Genomic DNA, 18444 nt, shown 5'->3' with positions numbered 1-18444 from the left:
AGAGCCGAACATATATGCCTTTTACACTTGGTCAACGCTGGATCAGCGATACAGAAAGCGAACTGGGACTTGGAACCGTCGTCGCGATGGATGCGCGAACTGTCACCTTACTTTTCCCGGCGACAGGTGAAAACCGTCTGTATGCGCGCAGTGACTCCCCCGTGACCCGCGTGATGTTTAACCCTGGTGATACGATTACAAGCCATGAAGGCTGGCAGCTACAAATCGATGAAGTAAAAGAAGAAAACGGTCTGCTTGCCTATACTGGCACCCGCCTTGATACCGAAGAAACCGCCGTCACGCTGCGTGAAGTCCTGCTCGACAGCAAGCTGGTTTTCAGTAAACCGCAGGATCGCCTGTTCGCCGGGCAAATCGACCGGATGGACCGATTCGCTCTGCGCTACCGCGCACGTAAATTTCAGAGCGAGCAGTACCGCATGCCGTGGAGCGGCCTGCGCGGTCAGCGCACCAGCCTGATTCCCCACCAGCTCAACATTGCCCATGATGTCGGTCGCCGCCACGCGCCGCGCGTCCTGCTGGCGGATGAAGTGGGCTTAGGAAAAACCATCGAAGCCGGGATGATCCTGCACCAACAGCTGCTGTCTGGCGCGGCGGAACGCGTGCTGATCATCGTCCCGGAAACCCTGCAACATCAGTGGCTGGTTGAAATGCTGCGCCGCTTCAACCTGCGCTTCGCGCTGTTCGACGACGAGCGTTACACCGAAGCCCAGCACGATGCCTACAACCCGTTTGAAACCGAGCAACTGGTTATCTGCTCGCTGGACTTCGCGCGTCGCAACAAACAGCGTCTGGAACATCTGTGCGACGCACAATGGGACCTGCTAGTCGTCGATGAAGCTCACCACCTGGTGTGGAGCGAAGACGCGCCAAGCCGCGAATATATGGCGATTGAACAACTGGCGGAACGCGTGCCTGGCGTCCTGCTGCTGACCGCAACGCCGGAACAGCTGGGCATGGAAAGCCACTTCGCCCGTCTGCGTCTGCTCGACCCGAGCCGTTTCCACGACTTCGAACAATTTGTCGAAGAGCAAAAAAATTATCGCCCGGTCGCCGACGCCGTCGCCATGCTGCTGGCAGGCAACAAGCTGAGCAACGAAGAGCTGAACATGCTCGGCGACCTGATTGGCGAGCAGGACATCGAACCGCTGCTGCAAACGGCGAACAGCGACCGCGATGGCGCGCAGAATGCCCGCCAGGAGCTGGTCTCCATGCTGATGGACAGACACGGCACCAGCCGCGTACTGTTCCGCAACACCCGTAACGGCGTCAAAGGCTTTCCGAAACGCGAGCTGCACACCATCAAGCTGCCGCTGCCAACGCAATATCAGACGGCGATTAAAGTCTCCGGCATTATGGGCGCGCGTAAAAGCGCGGAGGACAGAGCGCGCGATATGCTCTACCCGGAGCAGATTTATCAGGAATTCGAAGGGGATAGCGGCACCTGGTGGAACTTCGACCCGCGCGTGGAGTGGCTGATGGGGCATCTGACCAGCCACCGCTCGCAGAAAGTGCTGGTGATCTGCGCGAAAGCCGCCACCGCGCTGCAACTGGAGCAGGTGCTGCGCGAGCGCGAAGGCATCCGCGCCGCCGTATTCCATGAAGGCATGTCCATTATTGAACGCGACCGCGCCGCCGCGTGGTTTAGCGAAGAAGACAGCGGCGCGCAGGTTCTGCTGTGCTCGGAAATCGGTTCTGAAGGCCGTAACTTCCAGTTCGCCAGCAACCTGGTGATGTTTGACCTGCCGTTTAACCCGGATTTGCTGGAGCAGCGTATTGGCCGTCTGGACCGTATCGGCCAGGCGCACGATATTCAGATCCACGTTCCGTATCTGGAAAAAACCGCGCAGTCCGTGCTGGTTCGCTGGTATCACGAAGGGCTGGATGCCTTTGAGCACACCTGCCCGACCGGTCGCGCCATCTACGATACGGTGTATCACGATCTGATCGCTTACCTGGCGACGCCTGAAAATACCGACGGTTTTGACGCGCTGATCAAAACCTGCCGCGAGCAGCACGAAGCGCTGAAGGCGCAGCTGGAGCAAGGGCGCGACCGTCTGCTGGAGATCCACTCTAACGGCGGCGAGAAAGCGCAGGCGCTGGCAGAGAGCATTGAAGAACAGGATGACGACACCAGCCTGATCGCCTTCGCCATGAACCTGTTTGATATCGTCGGGATTAACCAGGATGACCGTGGTGAGAACCTGATTGTGCTGACGCCTTCCGATCATATGCTGGTGCCGGACTTCCCTGGCCTGCCGGAAGATGGCTGCACCATTACGTTCGAGCGTGATGTGGCGCTGTCGCGTGAAGATGCGCAGTTTGTTACCTGGGAACATCCGCTGATTCGCAACGGACTGGATCTGATTCTGTCTGGCGATACCGGCAGCAGCACGATTTCGCTGTTGAAAAACAAAGCGTTGCCGGTGGGAACGCTGCTGGTGGAACTGGTGTATGTCGTTGAAGCGCAGGCGCCGAAACATTTACAGCTTAACCGTTTCCTGCCGCCGACGCCGGTGCGCATGCTGCTGGATAAAAACGGCAATAACCTGGCCGCGCAGGTGGAGTTTGAAACCTTCAACCGCCAGCTGAGCGCCGTTAACCGTCATACCGGCAGCAAGCTGGTCAACGCGGTTCAACAGGACGTACACGCGATTCTGCAACTGGGCGAAGCGCAGGCGGAGAAATCGGCCCGGGCGCTGATCGACGCCGCGCGTAGCGAAGCGGATGAAAAACTGTCTGCCGAACTGTCGCGTCTGGAAGCGCTGCGCGCCGTTAACCCGAACATCCGTGATGATGAACTTGCGGCGATCGACAGCAACCGTCAGCAGGTAATGGAAAGCCTGGATCAGGCCAACTGGCGTCTGGATGCCTTGCGTCTTATCGTCGTCACGCATCAGTAACGGAGCAAAAAATGGGGATGGAAAACTACAATCCGCCGCAGGAGCCCTGGCTGATTATCCTGTATCAGGATGAGCACATTATGGTGGTCAACAAGCCCAGCGGCTTGTTGTCCGTGCCGGGCCGCCTTGAGGAGCACAAAGATAGCGTGATGACGCGTATTCAACGCGATTATCCGCAGGCGGAGTCGGTGCATCGTCTGGATATGGCGACCAGCGGCGTGATTGTAGTGGCGCTGACCAAAGCGGCGGAACGGGAACTGAAACGCCAGTTCCGCGAGCGTGAGCCGAAAAAACAGTACGTTGCGCGCGTGTGGGGGCATCCAGCCCCTGCCGAAGGGCTGGTTGATTTACCGCTGATCTGCGACTGGCCGAACAGGCCGAAACAGAAAGTGTGCTATGAGACAGGTAAGCCTGCGCAAACCGGGTATGAGGTGGTGGACTTCGCTGCGGATAACACCGCACGGGTGGTGCTTAAACCGATTACCGGGCGTTCTCATCAGCTACGTGTGCATATGCTGGCGTTGGGACACCCCATTCTCGGCGATCGCTTCTACGCGTCGCCAGAAGCGCTGGCGATGGCACCGCGTCTGTTGCTGCATGCCGAAACGCTAACCATCACCCATCCCGCGTATGGCAACAGTATGACCTTTAAAGCCCCGGTAGATTTTTAAATTCTGTACCCATTTTTGCCGGGGGCGCTTCGCTTGCCCGGCCTACCGTTCTCAACGTAGGCCGGATAAGACGCTTTACGTCGCCATCCGGCAAAACCATTATTTAAAACCTTTCTGCTCTTTAATCATTTCATACGCTTTCTGAATTTCCTGCGCTTTTTGCTTCGCCATCTCCATCATCTCCGGCGGCAACCCTTTTGCGACCAGTTTGTCCGGGTGGTGCTCGCTCATCAGTCTGCGGTACGCGCGTTTAATGGTTGTCGCATCATCTGTCGGCTTAACCCCCAGCACATTGCAGGCATCTTCCAGCGTAGGGCCACGCTGCGCCTGCTGCCAGCCGCCACCGGACTGCTGTTGCTGATAACCGCCGCCAAACTGCGCCCCGCCCTGCATCATGCGTAAGAACTGATCAAACTGAGCGCGGGAAATCCCCAGCTCCTCGGCGATAACGTACAGCACTTCCCGCTCGTTCGGATGGAGCGTTCCATCCGCAAACGCCGCCTGAATCTGAATTTCCAGAAACATCCGTATCAGATCAAACCGCCCAAAGCAGACGCTGCGAAACTGGCGCATTTTTTCACGTAACGGGTAATTATCCGATTTTCCCACGCGAAACGCGTGTTGGGCGGCGGTACGTGATTCGCCGTGTAAGTTCATCCGGTCCATCAACTGGCTGGCAATATGGATATCCGCTTCCGTCACGCGCCCTTTCGATTTGGTTAAATGCCCCATGACCTCAAAAGTGGTGGCGAAAAACAGTGCCTGCCGTTCACGCTGATTGGCGAACCATGCCATTTTGCGGCTGCGGGCTTTGTCGAACATGTGGCCTATCAGCAGACCTAATACCACGCCCCAGAAGCCGCCTCCCATCATCAGCGCCACTGCGACACCTACAATCTTTCCCCAGTACTGCATAGACTCCCCAAATCTTTACGCTGACAGTGAGGCTATGTCCCACAATATAGAGTGCTTTTCCTGGAATGAAGGCTGCGGTCAATTGTGGGACATCGCCTATAATTTGCATTATCATACCTGTCATTCAATGCCGTGCCTAACACCACAGACACATACCCATTGGATTTCACGTTGCAGCAAGACCGCCGCACAGCCGCCAGACGCTTATCCAGGCAAGTCGCCGGGGCATGTGAATAACGTCCACGAAAGCGCAACCTGAAAGACGACGGGTAGAAAAGGGACAGGATTAACACTAGCGTAGTGAAGATGAGTACGTTAGTCTCTGACCGTTTGTCACGCGCAACGCTACTGATGATGGAACAATAAATACAACGTATGAAAAAACGTATTCCCACTTTCCTGGCCACCATGATCGCCAGCGCCCTTTATAGTCAGCAGGGCCTGGCCGCCGACCTTGCCTCGCAGTGCATGTTGGGTGTGCCAAGCTACGACCGTCCTCTGGTGAAAGGCGAGACGAACGAATTACCCGTGACGATCAACGCCGATCACGCGAAAGGGAACTACCCGGACGACGCGGTATTCACCGGTAATGTCGATATCAACCAGGGTAACAGTCGCCTGCAAGCTGACGAGGTGCAACTCCATCAAAAAGAGGCGCCAGGCCAGCCGGAACCGGTGCGTACCGTCGATGCGCTCGGCAACGTCCATTATGACGACAATCAGGTTATTCTGAAGGGGCCGAAAGGCTGGGCGAACCTGAACACCAAAGACACAAACGTGTGGGAAGGCGACTACCAGATGGTCGGCCGTCAGGGGCGCGGGAAAGCGGACCTGATGAAGCAGCGTGGCGAAAACCGCTATACCATTCTGGAAAATGGCAGCTTTACCTCCTGTCTGCCAGGCTCCGATACCTGGAGCGTTGTGGGCAGCGAAGTGATTCACGATCGTGAAGAGCAGGTAGCGGAAATCTGGAACGCCCGTTTTAAACTGGGTCCGGTTCCCGTGTTTTACAGCCCTTATTTACAGCTGCCGGTCGGTGACAAACGCCGCTCCGGTTTCCTGATCCCGAACGCGAAGTACACCACCAAGAACTATTTTGAGTTCTACCTGCCGTATTACTGGAACATCGCGCCCAATATGGACGCCACCATTACGCCGCATTATATGCACCGTCGTGGCGGTGTCATGTGGGAGAATGAGTTCCGCTACCTCAGCCAGGCGGGCGCGGGTTTAATGGAGTTCGACTATCTGAATTCCGATCGCGTTTACGACGATGATCATCCGAACGACAGCAACTCCCGTCGCTGGTTGTTCTACTGGCGCCATAGTGGCGTGATGGATCAGGTATGGCGCTTTAATGTCGACTATACCAAGGTCAGCGACTCCAGCTACTTCAATGACTTTGACAATAAGTACGGTTCCAGTACCGACGGTTACGCCACGCAGAAATTCAGCGTCGGCTATGCCGTGCAGAACTTTGATGCCACGGTGTCGACCAAACAGTTCCAGGTGTTCAGCGATCAGAATACCAGCAGTTACTCCGCTGAGCCGCAGTTAGACGTTAACTTCTACCAGAATGACGTCGGTCCATTCGATACGCGTATTTACGGCCAGGCCGTGAAGTTTGTGAACACCCGAGACAACATGCCGGAAGCGACTCGCGTTCACCTGGAGCCGACCATCAACCTGCCGTTATCGAATCAGTGGGGCAGCATCAATACTGAAGCGAAGCTGCTGGCGACGCACTACCAGCAAACCAATCTGGACTGGTACAACTCGCGAAACAGTACCAAACTGGATGATTCTGCCAACCGCGTGATGCCGCAGTTCAAAGTCGACGGCAGGATGGTATTTGAACGCGATATGAATATGCTTGCGCCGGGTTACACCCAGACGCTGGAGCCGCGCGCGCAGTATCTGTACGTGCCATACCGCGACCAGAGCAAAATCTATAACTACGACTCCTCATTATTGCAGTCCGACTACAGCGGCCTGTTCCGCGACCGCACATATGGCGGTCTGGACCGTATCGCCTCCGCAAACCAGGTCACGACCGGCGTCACATCGCGTATTTATGATGATGCCGCAATTGAACGTTTTAATGTTTCCGTGGGTCAAATCTACTATTTCACGGAGTCTCGCACCGGCGATGACAACATAACCTGGGAGAATGACGACAAAACGGGCTCACTGGTTTGGGCGGGCGACACCTACTGGCGTATCTCCGACCGCTGGGGACTGCGTAGCGGTATTCAGTACGACACGCGTCTGGACAGCGTCGCGACCAGCAGCAGTACGATCGAATACCGTCGCGATGAAAATCGTCTCTTACAGTTGAACTACCGTTATGCCAGCGCGGAATATATTCAGGCTACGCTGCCGTCTTATTCCACTGCGGAGCAGTATAAAAACGGGATTTCCCAGGTCGGGGGCGTTGCCAGTTGGCCGATTGCCGATCGTTGGTCTATCGTAGGCGCTTACTACTTTGATACCAATGTGAATAAGCCTGCCGACCAGATGCTCGGCGTGCAGTACAACTCCTGCTGCTATGCGATTCGCTTCGGTTATGAGCGTAAGCTGAACGGTTGGGATAACGATAAAGAACACGCTGTTTATGACAACGTGATCGGCTTTAACATTGAATTGCGTGGTCTGAGCTCCAACTACGGTCTCGGCACCAAAGAGATGTTGCGTTCGAACATTTTGCCGTATCAAAGCTCTCTGTGATTTGATTGATTTACCACGTAATCCGCATTGCGGTTAATTGAAATGGAAAAAGTATGAAGAACTGGAAAACGCTGCTTCTCGGTATCGCCATGATCGCGAATACCAGTTTCGCTGCCCCGCAGGTGGTCGATAAAGTCGCAGCCGTCGTCAATAACGGCGTCGTGCTGGAAAGCGACGTTGATGGCTTAATGCAATCAGTAAAACTTAATGCGGGTCAGGCTGGTCAGCAGCTTCCTGATGATGCCACGCTACGTCATCAGATCCTGGAACGTTTGATCATGGATCAAATCGTTCTCCAGATGGGTCAGAAGATGGGGGTGAAAATCTCTGATGAACAGCTGGATCAGGCTATCGCCAATATCGCTAAACAGAACAACATGACGCTGGACCAGATGCGCAGCCGTCTGGCTTACGATGGTCTGAGCTACTCAACCTACCGTAGCCAGATCCGCAAAGAGATGATCATCTCCGAAGTGCGTAACAACGAAGTGCGTCGTCGCGTCACCATCCTGCCGCAGGAAGTGGATGCGCTGGCCCAACAGGTCGGTAACCAGAACGATGCCAGCACAGAGCTGAACCTGAGCCACATTCTGATCCCGCTGCCGGAAAACCCGACGTCGGATCAGGTAAGCGAAGCGGAAGCCCAGGCGCGCTCGATTGTTGATGAAGCGCGTAACGGCAGTGATTTCGGCAAACTGGCGATCACCTACTCCGCCGACCAGCAGGCGCTGAAAGGCGGCCAGATGGGCTGGGGACGTATTCAGGAGCTGCCGGGCATTTTCGCGCAGGCGCTGAGCACGGCGAAAAAAGGCGACATCGTTGGCCCGATTCGTTCCGGCGTTGGCTTCCACATTCTGAAAGTGAACGATCTGCGCGGCCAGAGCCAGAGCATCTCCGTCACTGAAGTTCATGCCCGCCATATTCTGCTGAAACCCTCGCCGATCATGACCGATCAACAGGCGCGCCTGAAACTGGAAGAGATCGCAGCAGACATTAAGAGCGGCAAAACGACCTTTGCTGCCGCAGCGAAAGAGTTTTCACAGGACCCTGGTTCTGCCAACCAGGGCGGCGATCTGGGCTGGGCAGCGGCGGATATTTTCGATCCTGCCTTCCGCGACGCGCTGACCCGCCTCAACAAAGGCCAGATGAGCGCCCCGGTGCACTCCTCCTTTGGCTGGCACCTGATCGAACTGCTGGATACGCGTAACGTTGATAAAACCGACGCGGCGCAGAAAGACAGAGCTTACCGTATGCTGATGAACCGTAAGTTCTCGGAGGAAGCGGCGACCTGGATGCAGGAGCAACGCGCCAGCGCTTACGTAAAAATCCTGAGCAATTAATGGCTACTGTTCAACGCGTTGTTATCACTCCCGGCGAACCCGCCGGGATTGGTCCTGACTTAGTCGTTCAGCTCGCACAGCGTGAGTGGCCGGTCGAGCTCGTCGTCTGTGCAGATGCCCGTCTGTTAACCGACCGGGCCGCGTTGCTCGGTTTGCCCCTCTCGCTTCTTCCCTACTCGCCAAATCACCCTGCAAAACCGCAATCCGCCGGCACGCTGACCCTGTTGCCGACAGCGCTTCGCGCTCCTGTCACCCCAGGTCAACTCAGCGTTGAGAATGGGCAGTATGTGGTGGATACGCTGGCGCGCGCCTGCGACGGTTGTCTGCAAGGGGAATTTGCGGCGCTGATCACCGGGCCGGTTCACAAAGGCGTCATCAATGACGCTGGCGTACCGTTTACTGGACACACGGAGTTTTTTGAAGCGCGTTCGCAGGCGAAGAAAGTGGTGATGATGCTGGCCACCGAGGAGCTGCGGGTCGCGCTGGCGACAACGCACCTGCCGTTAAGAGCGGTTGCCGACGCCATTACGCCCGCTTTGCTGCATGAGGTGATCGGCATTCTGCATCATGATTTACGCACGAAATTCGGCCTTGCCGATCCGCATATTCTGGTGTGCGGGCTAAATCCCCATGCGGGTGAAGGCGGCCATATGGGAACCGAAGAGATCGACACGATCGTTCCGGTACTGGATGATCTGCGCGCTCAGGGGATGCGCTTAAGCGGCCCTTTGCCCGCCGACACGCTTTTCCAGCCTAAATATCTCGATCATGCCGATGCCGTGCTGGCGATGTACCACGATCAGGGTCTCCCCGTGCTAAAATACCAGGGATTTGGTCGCGGCGTGAATATCACGCTGGGCCTGCCTTTTATTCGAACATCCGTAGACCACGGTACCGCGCTTGAACTGGCGGGTCGGGGGCAAGCGGATGTCGGCAGTTTTATTACGGCGCTTAATCTCGCCATCAAAATGATTGTTAATACCCAATGAATAATCGAGTCCATCAGGGCCACTTAGCCCGTAAACGTTTCGGGCAAAACTTTCTCAACGATCAGTTTGTGATCGACAGTATTGTCTCCGCCATTAACCCGCAAAAGGGTCAGGCAATGGTCGAAATCGGCCCCGGTCTGGCGGCGCTGACGGAGCCTGTCGGCGAACGTCTGGACCAGCTCACGGTGATCGAACTTGACCGCGATCTGGCCGCGCGCCTGCAAACGCACCCGTTTTTGGGGCCGAAACTGACGATTTATCAGCAAGATGCCATGACCATGAACTTTGGCGAGCTGTCTGAGAAGATAGGTCAGCCGCTGCGCGTATTCGGCAACTTGCCCTACAACATCTCCACTCCGTTGATGTTCCACCTCTTTAGCTATACTGATGCCATTGCCGACATGCACTTTATGTTGCAAAAAGAAGTGGTCAATCGTCTGGTTGCAGGGCCGAACAGTAAGGCGTATGGTCGATTAAGCGTCATGGCGCAATATTATTGCCAGGTGATCCCGGTGCTGGAAGTGCCACCATCCGCCTTCACGCCGCCGCCTAAAGTCGATTCCGCCGTTGTGCGTCTGGTGCCTCACGCGACGATGCCGTATCCGGTGAAAGACATACGCGTGTTGAGCCGCATCACCACCGAGGCGTTTAACCAGCGTCGTAAAACGATTCGCAACAGCCTCGGCAATCTGTTCAGCGTCGAGGTGCTGACGGAACTGGGCATTGACCCGGCATTGCGAGCGGAAAATATCTCTGTCGCGCAATATTGCCAGATGGCGAACTATCTGTCAGAAAACGCGCCTTCGAAGGAGAGTTAAGCATGATCAATTCGCCCCGAGTGTGTATTCAGGTTCAGAGCGTCTACATTGAAGCGCAATCTTCACCTGATGATGAACGTTACGTATTCGCATACACGGTAACCATCCGCAATTTGGGGCGAGCGCCAGTGCAGTTGTTGGGGCGTTATTGGCTGATAACCAATGGTCATGGCCGCGAAACCGAAGTACAGGGCGAAGGTGTGGTTGGCGTGCAGCCGCACATCGCGCCCGGAGAAGAGTACCAGTACACCAGCGGCGCCGTTATTGAAACGCCGCTGGGCACCATGCAGGGTCACTACGAAATGATCGATGAAAAAGGCGTCGCCTTTACTATCGATATTCCCGTGTTCCGACTCGCCGTTCCAACACTTATTCATTAAAACTCAAGCAATGGCAACATACCTCATTGGCGACGTTCACGGTTGCTACGACGAACTGATCGCATTGTTACACCAGGTGGAATTTACCCCCGGTTCAGATATCCTGTGGCTTACCGGCGATCTGGTCGCTCGCGGCCCTGGTTCTCTGGAAGTGCTCCGCTACGTGAAATCACTGGGCGACTGCGTGCGTCTGGTGCTTGGCAATCACGATTTACATCTGTTGGCCGTCTTTGCGGGCATTAGCCGCAATAAGCCGAAAGACAGGCTGACTCCGCTGCTGGAGGCGCCAGACGCCGACGAACTGCTCAACTGGCTGCGCCGTCAGCCGCTGTTGCAGGTCGACGAAGAGAAGAAGCTGGTGATGGCGCATGCGGGCATTACGCCGCAGTGGGATTTACAGACAGCGAAAGACTGCGCGCGCGATGTTGAAGCCGTGCTGTCGAGCGACTCCTACCCCTTCTTCCTCGACGCGATGTACGGCGATATGCCGAACAACTGGACGCCGGAGCTAACGGGTCTGGCGCGGCTGCGTTTTATCACGAATGCCTTCACCCGTATGCGTTACTGTTTCCCGAACGGCCAACTGGATATGTACAGCAAAGAGTCGCCGGAAAACGCCCCTGCGCCGCTGAAACCCTGGTTCGCCATTCCGGGACCGGTTAGCGAAGCATACAGCATTGTCTTTGGTCACTGGGCGTCGCTGGAAGGTAAAGGGACGCCGGAAGGCATTTATGGTCTGGATACCGGCTGCTGCTGGGGCGGGGATTTAACCTGTCTGCGTTGGGAAGATAAGCGCTACTTCGTGCAGCCGTCGAATCGTCATCTTGATTCAGGCAAAGGCGAGGCGGTAAACGCCTGAGCGTTATTTTGTAGGCCGGATAAGGCATTTACGCCGCTATCCGGCATTCACGCCACATTATTGCCTGATGGCGCTTCGCTTATCAGGCCTACAAATCCGCGTTACAACATGCCGGATTAACGACGTTCCAGAATCTCGAAGCAGTAGCTGTGAGAATTCTGCTCATCGGCGTCGTGGAACTCGCTGAAGACCGATTCCCAGTCATCCGGTTCGTAGTCCGGGAAATGGGTGTCCCCTTCCACTTCGGCATCAATATGCGTCAGATACAGTTTCTGCGCTTTCGGCAAGAACTGTTCGTACACGCGTCCGCCGCCAATCACCATAATCTCTGGCGCATCGCCGCAGGCGGCAATCGCTTCATCGACCGATTTCACCCACTGCACGCGATCGTCAGTGCCAGGCTGGCTGCTGATGACGATGTTTTTACGCCCCGGCAGCGGTCGTCCGATGGATTCCCAGGTATGGCGCCCCATAACCACAGGCTTGTTTAAGGTGTTACGTTTAAACCAGGCGAGATCGGCAGGCAGGTTCCACGGCATGGCGTTTTCCATGCCGATAACGCGATCTACCGCTAACGCCGCAATCAGACTGATCATTGAATATTTCCTGGATACAAAAAATTGTCGCCACTATACGGAAAGAGCAATCTTTCGTCGACTAACGAAAAGAGGAATAGCACGAAAATTTTCCGTTCTGCTGGCAACCCGACTTATTTAAAGCGGTGTCAGCTCGCAGGCCGCCATCAGGCAATCAGACGCGCCATCCGGCCTACGATGGTTTGTAGGCCCGGTAAGCGCAGCGCCACCGGGCAAATTGTCGGATGGCGGCATAAACACCTTATCCGACCTACGATGGTTTGTAGGCCCGGTAAGCTTAGCGCCACCGGGCAAATTGCCGGATGGCGGCGTAAACGCCTTACCTGGCCTACGTTGACGGTTTCACTTCCGGCTCATCATCTGCATCACCCGTATGTTTACCTTCATCCGTGCCTTGCCAGCCGTGGCGTTGAATTAACGATAAATGTTCACGGTCTTCAGTAATAATCTCGCTCAACATAGCGCTGGTGCGTTTATAGACAGCCGCGCGGGACGTTGGATCGTTTTCCCCTTTCGCCATCTCTTCCACCATCTGCGTATTAAAACGACGGAACAGATCGGCACGCTCGCGCGCCTCGTAGCGTCCCAGCCCTAATTTTTCCAGCGCCTGACGCCCTGTTTTTAACGCGCCTTCAAACGTTTCACGCTCCGGCATCTCAACACCGGCCTGTCGCAAACGAATGTAGTGATCGACATCGCGGGCGCGGGCAATAATTTGCAGGTCGGGGAAATGGGCTTTTACCATTTCTGTCAGTTGTAAACTGGTTTGCGGATCGTCAATCGCGTTGATCAGCACTTCCGCTTTCGCCGCACCGGCAGACTCCAGCAGATCCATGCGCGTCGCGTCACCGTAAAAGACCTTCATGCCAAATTTGCGCAGCGTTTCAATATGATCCGGGTCATGGTCGAGAATCACCATTTTTACCCCGCTCGACAGCAGCAAACGCCCCGTAATCTGCCCAAAACGGCCAAATCCGGCGATGATCACGCGCGGTTGCTCCGCATCGATCTCATCCGCTTCACGCGCTTCGCCGATTGCGGATTTTTCCAGACGGCTCAGGAGCACCAGAAAAATGGGCGTCGCCGCCATTGAGAGCGCAACGGTGAGCGTCAACGCCTTCGCCCATTCCGGGTCGAGTACATTGGCCATTTGCGCCGCGCCGAATACCACAAAGGCAAACTCACTCCCCTGTCCTAATAATACGGCAAACCAGAGACGTTGCTTATTCGGCACCCGTAGCGGCCTGGCGACAAGCCACAGCATTACCGTTTTAATGACCAGGAAACCGACCAGCAGGATAAGAATGCGTAACGGATTATCGATCAGCGTGCCAAAGTCGATAGACATGCCGACGCCGATAAAGAACAGCCCCAGCAGCAGCCCTTTAAATGGCTCTATGTCGCTTTCCAGCGCATGCCGGTATTCCGAGCTTGCCAGCAACACGCCCGCCAGAAACGCCCCCATCGCCATCGACAGCCCCACTTCTTCCAGCAGCAAGCCGAAGCCAAAGACCAGAAACAGGGCCACGGCGCTGAACACTTCACGCAAACCGGAACGCGCGACAAAACGCAACGCCGGACGCGTGACATAGCGCCCTAACAGCACCACCAGCGCCAGCGCTCCCGCCACTTTTAACGCAGACAGCGCAAAGACGCCCAGCGTCGTTGAGGCGCTGCTGGCGGCCAGCAAGGGGATCATCGCCACCAGTGGAATAGCGGCAATATCCTGAAACAGCAGCACGGCGAATGTGCTACGGCCCATTTGCGAGACGGTCAGGTTACGCTCATCCATCGCCTGCATCGCAATCGCCGTGGAAGAGAGCGCCAGCGTCATGCCGATCAGCTCCGCCACCTGCCAGCGCAGACCGAGGAACATACAGAACAGGCCAATCAACCCACCGCATACCACCATCTGCAACGCGCCGCCGCCAAAAACCGACGCACGCAATTTCCACAAACGCTGAGGGTCCAGCTCCAGCCCAATCACAAACAGCATCAGCACCACGCCAATTTCGGCGAAATGAAGAATAGCTTCAGCGTCCGTCACCAGACGCAGCCCCCACGGGCCGATAATACACCCGGCAATGAGGTAGCCCAGCACCGACCCTAAGCCCAGCCGGACGGCAATCGGCACAATCAGCGCGGCCGACCCCAGGTAAATCAGCGCCTGTATCAGCGTATGGCTATCCATGATTTGCCTCCTGCCACGCCAGCAAACGTTGCTTGTAGTGGCGCGCCTGCGCCTGGAGCGTTTCGTCATCACAGACAAACGTACAGTGCATCGCAAAAGGCGGCAGCCAGTTGAGCCCACAATAGAGCGCGGTAGCCTGTAACGGCTGCGAGAGCACGTCAAAGCCCGGATAGGCGCCAATAGCGAAGTGGCTTTCGCCTCCGCCGGTCGTCACGGCCCACATCAGATCTTTGCCCCGGAGCGCCGTGCCGCCATGCCCGTAGGCCCAGCCATGCGCGAGGACTTTGTCCATCCAGAGTTTGAGTAAAGGGGGAACGCTGTACCACTGCATTGGATGCTGCCAGATGATAAGACGCGAGCGCGCCAGCGCCTGCTGTTCGGCGGCAACATCAATATTGAAGTCAGGGTAAAGTTGATAGAGCGAGCGAATTTCGACGCCATCCAGCGTCCTTGCCTGTTCCAGCATCCGTTTATTCGCATGCGAGTGCTGCGGATACGGATGGGCATAAATAATGAGGATCATGAAGTAGCCTGTTATTTTACATCTCTGTTTTACCACAGAGTGTAGTCAGTAATTTAACAGGCTAATAGTGAATATTATTGAGCAGCTAAATGGATAAAACTGAATTAATTATCCAGTTCGCTCATGTTCTTCACCTGATCGCGGTTGATCTGTTCCGTTTTACCGGTTTCTGCGTTTTTGTAGGACACCAGTCCGGTATCATCATCGACCTGTGGTTTACCATCAGTGACGATCGTCTTGCCGTCGGTGGTTTTTATGGCCTGGTTTGATGAACAGCCCGCTACGGTAAATACCGTCGCAGCGGCAAAAAGAGACGCAATAAGAAGTTGTTTTTGCATGGTGTTCTCCCTGCTTTTCAGTCATTTTCAGTGGTATACCCATTAACTATAGACTAACTGACTGACCTTAAAAGAAAATACAGAACACTCTGAAGATATCCCCTAGCACAGAGGCTTGTTGCGAATCGTCATACTGCTCGTCTGGGCAAGCGTCAGTCCACGCGTCTCCGGCGCAAAAGCGATGGAAATAAGCAGACCGATAAGTGAAATTCCCGCCCCCATCAGCATGACGTAGCTGATCCCATATCTGGTGATGAAGATCGGCAGCGCCCACGTTGAAAGGATGGTGCCAATTCGGCTCAGAGACATAATGACGCCCACGGCAGACGCGCGAATATCCGTCGGGAACAGCTCATTCGGGTAGAGCCACTGAAGGTTCCCCGGGCCGCCGGAGAAAAAGGCGTACACCGCAAAGGCCGCAACCACCAGCCAGATCCCCATTTCTGGAATCAGCCCCAGCACAGCCAGCGCCAGCGTCATCATGACAAAGCTGCCGATCAGCAATGGCCGTCGCCCTATGCTGTTCAGCCAGTACATCGGCGGAATACAGCCCAGCATAAAGAACAAACTGATCACCACATTACCCAGCGCCGCGCTTTTCCCGACGCCCAGCCCCAGCAGGCCGACAATCTGCGGGCCAAAAGTATAGATGGCGAACATCGGGATGACCTGGCAGGTCCAGATGGCGGCGACAAACAAAACAAACGGGAAGTGACGGCGATTAAACAGCTGTAAGAAGCGCGTCTCCTGGGGCGGTTCTTCATCGAACGCCACCGGTTCGCCAAACAGTTTAATCATCATCTCCTCACACTCTTTCACCCGCCCCTTACGCAACAGCCAGCGCGGTGATTCGGGAAGATCGAAGCGCCCGATCAGGATCATAATGCAGGGAATTGCCGCGCTCCCCAGCATCCAGCGCCATCCGCCCGCCACATCGTACAACCAGTAACCGACCAGATCGGCGCAGGTGGCGCCGACGTACCACATCGCGGCAATAAAACTGATCGAGAAGGCGCGCTGGCGGGTGTTGGAAAACTCGGTAATCATCGAGGTGGCGATAGGATAATCCGCGCCAATCACCACCCCAATCAGCACGCGCATGACGAGCAACTCCATCGGCGATGAGACAAACATCGTCGCTACCGATATCACCCCAATGGCGATGATATCGATGAGGAACATTTTACGTCGCCCCACTTTGTCTGAGATATAGCCGAACAGCGACGTACCGACAAACAGCCCGGCCAGCGTGCCTGCCCCCAGTAACCCCAGCCACTGCGCATCCAGCTTCAGCGCAGGCGTGAGCTGCTCCAGCGCCACGCCAATCATGACCAGTACGTAACCGTCCAGGAACGGCCCGCCGCTTCCCCACAGCATAATTCTGCGGTGAATAGAGGAGAATTTAATGTCGTCAAAGTTCCTGGGCTGCTGCATAGCCGCGTCCTGTTTTGTTTTCACTTGATGCCTGATGGCGCTACGCTTATCAGGCCTACGAATCACGTATTTTGTAGGCCGGATAAGACGCATCAGCGACGCCATCCGGCATCAACCTCAGCCGTAGCGAAATTCCACGCCAAAGGTGCCGCGCGGGTATTCCCATTTCTCCAACGCCGTCCCCAACCCGAGGATTCGACAGGTGCCGCACTCCAGGCACCCGGCGTAATCAAAACGCACGCTGCCGTCGTCCTGCTTTTTATACAACCCGGCCGGACACGCCTTGATCAGCACCTCCAGCGCCTGCTTATCCGGTTCGGTTTTCAGGATGATGTGCGGATTGTCTTCATCCACATTGAATTTATTGACGCCCAGTTTGACGTCCACATTGACGGGAGAAGTCATAATACGGTCACTCCTTTGATGCCATCCTTCATCAGGTTGATGAAGCCCACTTTCTTCGCGTGGCGCAGGATTTTTTTACGCACAGGGACGGGAGCGCTGCCATCGACGGTAAACAGATCGCGGGCAATGCCCACCGCCATTTCAGGGTAGCGCGTGAACATACGCGGGTTGTCCATAAACGCCGGTAAGCGCTGGTACATACGCATATCCCGCATCGGCCCGTTGTCGAGATGCTGTCGATATTCCGCCAGCCCCTGTCGGCTGAAATCGTTGCTCTGCATGGCCGAAAGTACGGTCTTCGCCGCCGCTTCCCCTGCCGCGACGGCCAGGTCCATACCGCGAATCGTAAAACCGAGGTTCATACACATACCGGCGGCGTCACCGGCAATCAGCACGCCGTCGCCCACCAGCTCCGGCTGCATATTCATTCCCGCTTCCGGGACGACGTGCGCGGCGTACTCCAGCAGTTTTCCGCCCGCAATCAGCGGCGCCACCGCCGGATGCTGTTTAAAATCTTCCAGCATTTGTGGAACCGACTTTTTCGCCTCTTTCAGATGATGCAGACCGCAAACCAGCCCCAAAGAGAGGGTCGTTTTATTGGTATAGAGGAAGCCGCCGCCCATCAGACCGTCGGTCGGAGAACCGGCAAACAGACAGGCCGCGCCTTCATTTCCCTGTAATCCGAAGCGATCCACAATGACCGATTCAGGCAACTCAATTAACTCTTTTACGCCTACCGCGACATGGGCGGCATCTACACGTTTCGCCATTCCCAGCTTTTCCGCCAACAGCGAGTTCACGCCATCAGCGAGAATGACAGTTTTCGCTTCAATAACGTCGCCATCCGCCTCAACGCCCACCACTTTGCCGTCGCGCTGAACAAGATTATCCACGCGGATGCCGGTTATCAGCTGCGCGCCCGCCTCTTCAGCCTGTTCCATCAGCCAGGCGTCAAATTTACTGCGCAATACGGAATAAGAGACCTGCGAAGGCGCGGCATCCTCGCCATTGACGTAATCCACCGCCATCGCCCCTTTTTCGGTCATAAAAGCGAGTTTTTCATGGGTGATCACGCGTTCAACCGGGGCATGCTCAGCAAAACCGGGGATAATGCGCTCCAGACTGTGCGCGTAGATGCGCCCGCCGGTGACATTCTTCGCGCCAGCGGAATTGCCGCGCTCAATAACCAGCACCTGCGCCCCTTCACGGGCGAGCACCAGCGCCGCGACAGAACCCGCCAGCCCGGCCCCCACGATGATGGCATCAAAGATATCTTCGGACATAAGAACTCCAGATTTACCTGTCAGCGGCAGGGCCGATACCCACAAGCCCTGCCC

General features: G+C 55.9%; 16 protein-coding genes. 8 read left to right on the top strand and 8 right to left on the bottom strand.

Going from position 1 to position 18444, the window contains the following annotated elements; genetic code table 11:
- The first annotated feature begins 14 nt into the window (after positions 1 to 14).
- Together rapA and rluA are read left to right on the top strand one after the other, a co-directional pair.
- The gene (gene rapA / locus OGV67_RS16925; protein WP_012134109.1) at positions 15 to 2921 is read left to right on the top strand and encodes an RNA polymerase-associated protein RapA; all 2907 of its coding nucleotides are present in this window, start codon (positions 15 to 17) and stop codon (positions 2919 to 2921) included.
- An 11-nt stretch (positions 2922 to 2932) separates the two neighbouring features.
- On the top strand, positions 2933 to 3592 hold the full coding sequence (rluA, locus tag OGV67_RS16920; protein WP_012134110.1) for a bifunctional tRNA pseudouridine(32) synthase/23S rRNA pseudouridine(746) synthase RluA: 660 nt from the start codon (positions 2933 to 2935) through the stop codon (positions 3590 to 3592).
- Positions 3593 to 3691: 99 nt separating this feature from the next.
- Here rluA and djlA read toward each other — a convergent pair whose 3' ends face one another.
- The gene (gene djlA, locus OGV67_RS16915; RefSeq protein WP_012134111.1) at positions 3692 to 4507 is read right to left on the bottom strand and encodes a co-chaperone DjlA; all 816 of its coding nucleotides are present in this window, start codon (positions 4505 to 4507) and stop codon (positions 3692 to 3694) included.
- 375 nt (positions 4508 to 4882) lie between these two features.
- On the opposite strand from djlA, the gene lptD reads away from it, so the two are divergent.
- From lptD to apaH, 6 genes are read left to right on the top strand one after another with little or no spacing between them, the layout of a single operon-like run.
- Positions 4883 to 7234 carry an LPS assembly protein LptD gene (gene lptD / locus OGV67_RS16910; RefSeq protein ID WP_111925703.1) on the top strand — a complete coding sequence of 784 codons (2352 nt, stop codon included), beginning with the start codon at positions 4883 to 4885 and terminating at the stop codon, positions 7232 to 7234.
- Positions 7235 to 7287: 53 nt separating this feature from the next.
- Complete coding sequence (surA, locus tag OGV67_RS16905; RefSeq protein ID WP_047458976.1) at positions 7288 to 8574, top strand: peptidylprolyl isomerase SurA; 1287 nt, start codon at positions 7288 to 7290, stop codon at positions 8572 to 8574.
- Positions 8574 to 9563, top strand: coding sequence for a 4-hydroxythreonine-4-phosphate dehydrogenase PdxA (pdxA, locus tag OGV67_RS16900; RefSeq protein WP_012134114.1), 990 nt, complete (start codon positions 8574 to 8576; stop codon positions 9561 to 9563). Before surA ends, pdxA begins: the two co-directional genes overlap by 1 nt.
- Entirely contained in the window at positions 9560 to 10381 is an 822-nt protein-coding gene (gene rsmA / locus OGV67_RS16895) for a 16S rRNA (adenine(1518)-N(6)/adenine(1519)-N(6))-dimethyltransferase RsmA (protein WP_049011436.1), read from the top strand. Before pdxA ends, rsmA begins: the two co-directional genes overlap by 4 nt.
- Positions 10382 to 10383: 2 nt before the next feature.
- Positions 10384 to 10761 carry a Co2+/Mg2+ efflux facilitator ApaG/CorD gene (apaG, locus tag OGV67_RS16890; protein WP_012134116.1) on the top strand — a complete coding sequence of 126 codons (378 nt, stop codon included), beginning with the start codon at positions 10384 to 10386 and terminating at the stop codon, positions 10759 to 10761.
- A gap of 10 nt (positions 10762 to 10771) precedes the next feature.
- Positions 10772 to 11620, top strand: a complete 849-nt coding sequence (gene apaH, locus OGV67_RS16885) for a bis(5'-nucleosyl)-tetraphosphatase (symmetrical) ApaH (RefSeq protein ID WP_110494687.1) — start codon at positions 10772 to 10774, stop codon at positions 11618 to 11620.
- Positions 11621 to 11736: 116 nt separating this feature from the next.
- Here the strand turns inward: apaH and folA are convergent, their stop codons facing one another.
- The 7 genes from folA to OGV67_RS16850 all read right to left on the bottom strand — a co-directional run bounded on the left by folA (position 11737) and on the right by OGV67_RS16850 (position 18390).
- Positions 11737 to 12216 carry a type 3 dihydrofolate reductase gene (gene folA / locus OGV67_RS16880; protein WP_012134119.1) on the bottom strand — a complete coding sequence of 160 codons (480 nt, stop codon included), beginning with the start codon at positions 12214 to 12216 and terminating at the stop codon, positions 11737 to 11739.
- Positions 12217 to 12544: 328 nt separating this feature from the next.
- Positions 12545 to 14407, bottom strand: coding sequence for a glutathione-regulated potassium-efflux system protein KefC (kefC, locus tag OGV67_RS16875; protein WP_115615142.1), 1863 nt, complete (start codon positions 14405 to 14407; stop codon positions 12545 to 12547).
- Entirely contained in the window at positions 14400 to 14930 is a 531-nt protein-coding gene (gene kefF / locus OGV67_RS16870; RefSeq protein ID WP_115609631.1) for a glutathione-regulated potassium-efflux system oxidoreductase KefF, read from the bottom strand. The genes kefC and kefF overlap by 8 nt, the downstream gene beginning before the upstream one ends.
- A gap of 104 nt (positions 14931 to 15034) precedes the next feature.
- Positions 15035 to 15268 (bottom strand): YgdI/YgdR family lipoprotein, encoded by a 234-nt coding sequence (locus OGV67_RS16865; RefSeq protein WP_012134122.1) that lies wholly within the window; start codon positions 15266 to 15268, stop codon positions 15035 to 15037.
- A gap of 102 nt (positions 15269 to 15370) precedes the next feature.
- Positions 15371 to 16702, bottom strand: coding sequence for an MFS transporter (locus OGV67_RS16860; RefSeq protein ID WP_024130715.1), 1332 nt, complete (start codon positions 16700 to 16702; stop codon positions 15371 to 15373).
- Between the two features lie 117 nt (positions 16703 to 16819).
- Positions 16820 to 17107, bottom strand: coding sequence for a ferredoxin-like protein FixX (gene fixX / locus OGV67_RS16855; RefSeq protein ID WP_012134124.1), 288 nt, complete (start codon positions 17105 to 17107; stop codon positions 16820 to 16822).
- Positions 17104 to 18390: an FAD-dependent oxidoreductase gene (locus OGV67_RS16850; RefSeq protein WP_286465781.1), complete on the bottom strand. Its 1287-nt coding sequence runs from the start codon at positions 18388 to 18390 to the stop codon at positions 17104 to 17106. The genes fixX and OGV67_RS16850 overlap by 4 nt, the downstream gene beginning before the upstream one ends.
- Positions 18391 to 18444 lie beyond the last annotated feature (54 nt).

The organism is Citrobacter sp. CK188, from assembly GCF_030333525.1.
GTDB classification, from domain to species: domain Bacteria; phylum Pseudomonadota; class Gammaproteobacteria; order Enterobacterales; family Enterobacteriaceae; genus Citrobacter_B; species Citrobacter_B koseri.
This window is presented reverse-complemented; position numbering and strand designations above follow the sequence as displayed.

What these genes read in the sequence shown, in the direction of transcription:
- rapA (WP_012134109.1), top strand. Translation starts at nt 15, where the DNA reads ATGCCTTTTACACTTGGTCAACGCTGGATCAGCGATACAGAAAGCGAA.
- rluA (WP_012134110.1), top strand. Translation starts at nt 2,933, where the DNA reads ATGGGGATGGAAAACTACAATCCGCCGCAGGAGCCCTGGCTGATTATC.
- djlA (WP_012134111.1), bottom strand. Translation starts at nt 4,507, where the DNA reads ATGCAGTACTGGGGAAAGATTGTAGGTGTCGCAGTGGCGCTGATGATG.
- lptD (WP_111925703.1), top strand. Translation starts at nt 4,883, where the DNA reads ATGAAAAAACGTATTCCCACTTTCCTGGCCACCATGATCGCCAGCGCC.
- surA (WP_047458976.1), top strand. Translation starts at nt 7,288, where the DNA reads ATGAAGAACTGGAAAACGCTGCTTCTCGGTATCGCCATGATCGCGAAT.
- pdxA (WP_012134114.1), top strand. Translation starts at nt 8,574, where the DNA reads ATGGCTACTGTTCAACGCGTTGTTATCACTCCCGGCGAACCCGCCGGG.
- rsmA (WP_049011436.1), top strand. Translation starts at nt 9,560, where the DNA reads ATGAATAATCGAGTCCATCAGGGCCACTTAGCCCGTAAACGTTTCGGG.
- apaG (WP_012134116.1), top strand. Translation starts at nt 10,384, where the DNA reads ATGATCAATTCGCCCCGAGTGTGTATTCAGGTTCAGAGCGTCTACATT.
- apaH (WP_110494687.1), top strand. Translation starts at nt 10,772, where the DNA reads ATGGCAACATACCTCATTGGCGACGTTCACGGTTGCTACGACGAACTG.
- folA (WP_012134119.1), bottom strand. Translation starts at nt 12,216, where the DNA reads ATGATCAGTCTGATTGCGGCGTTAGCGGTAGATCGCGTTATCGGCATG.
- kefC (WP_115615142.1), bottom strand. Translation starts at nt 14,407, where the DNA reads ATGGATAGCCATACGCTGATACAGGCGCTGATTTACCTGGGGTCGGCC.
- kefF (WP_115609631.1), bottom strand. Translation starts at nt 14,930, where the DNA reads ATGATCCTCATTATTTATGCCCATCCGTATCCGCAGCACTCGCATGCG.
- OGV67_RS16865 (WP_012134122.1), bottom strand. Translation starts at nt 15,268, where the DNA reads ATGCAAAAACAACTTCTTATTGCGTCTCTTTTTGCCGCTGCGACGGTA.
- OGV67_RS16860 (WP_024130715.1), bottom strand. Translation starts at nt 16,702, where the DNA reads ATGCAGCAGCCCAGGAACTTTGACGACATTAAATTCTCCTCTATTCAC.
- fixX (WP_012134124.1), bottom strand. Translation starts at nt 17,107, where the DNA reads ATGACTTCTCCCGTCAATGTGGACGTCAAACTGGGCGTCAATAAATTC.
- OGV67_RS16850 (WP_286465781.1), bottom strand. Translation starts at nt 18,390, where the DNA reads ATGTCCGAAGATATCTTTGATGCCATCATCGTGGGGGCCGGGCTGGCG.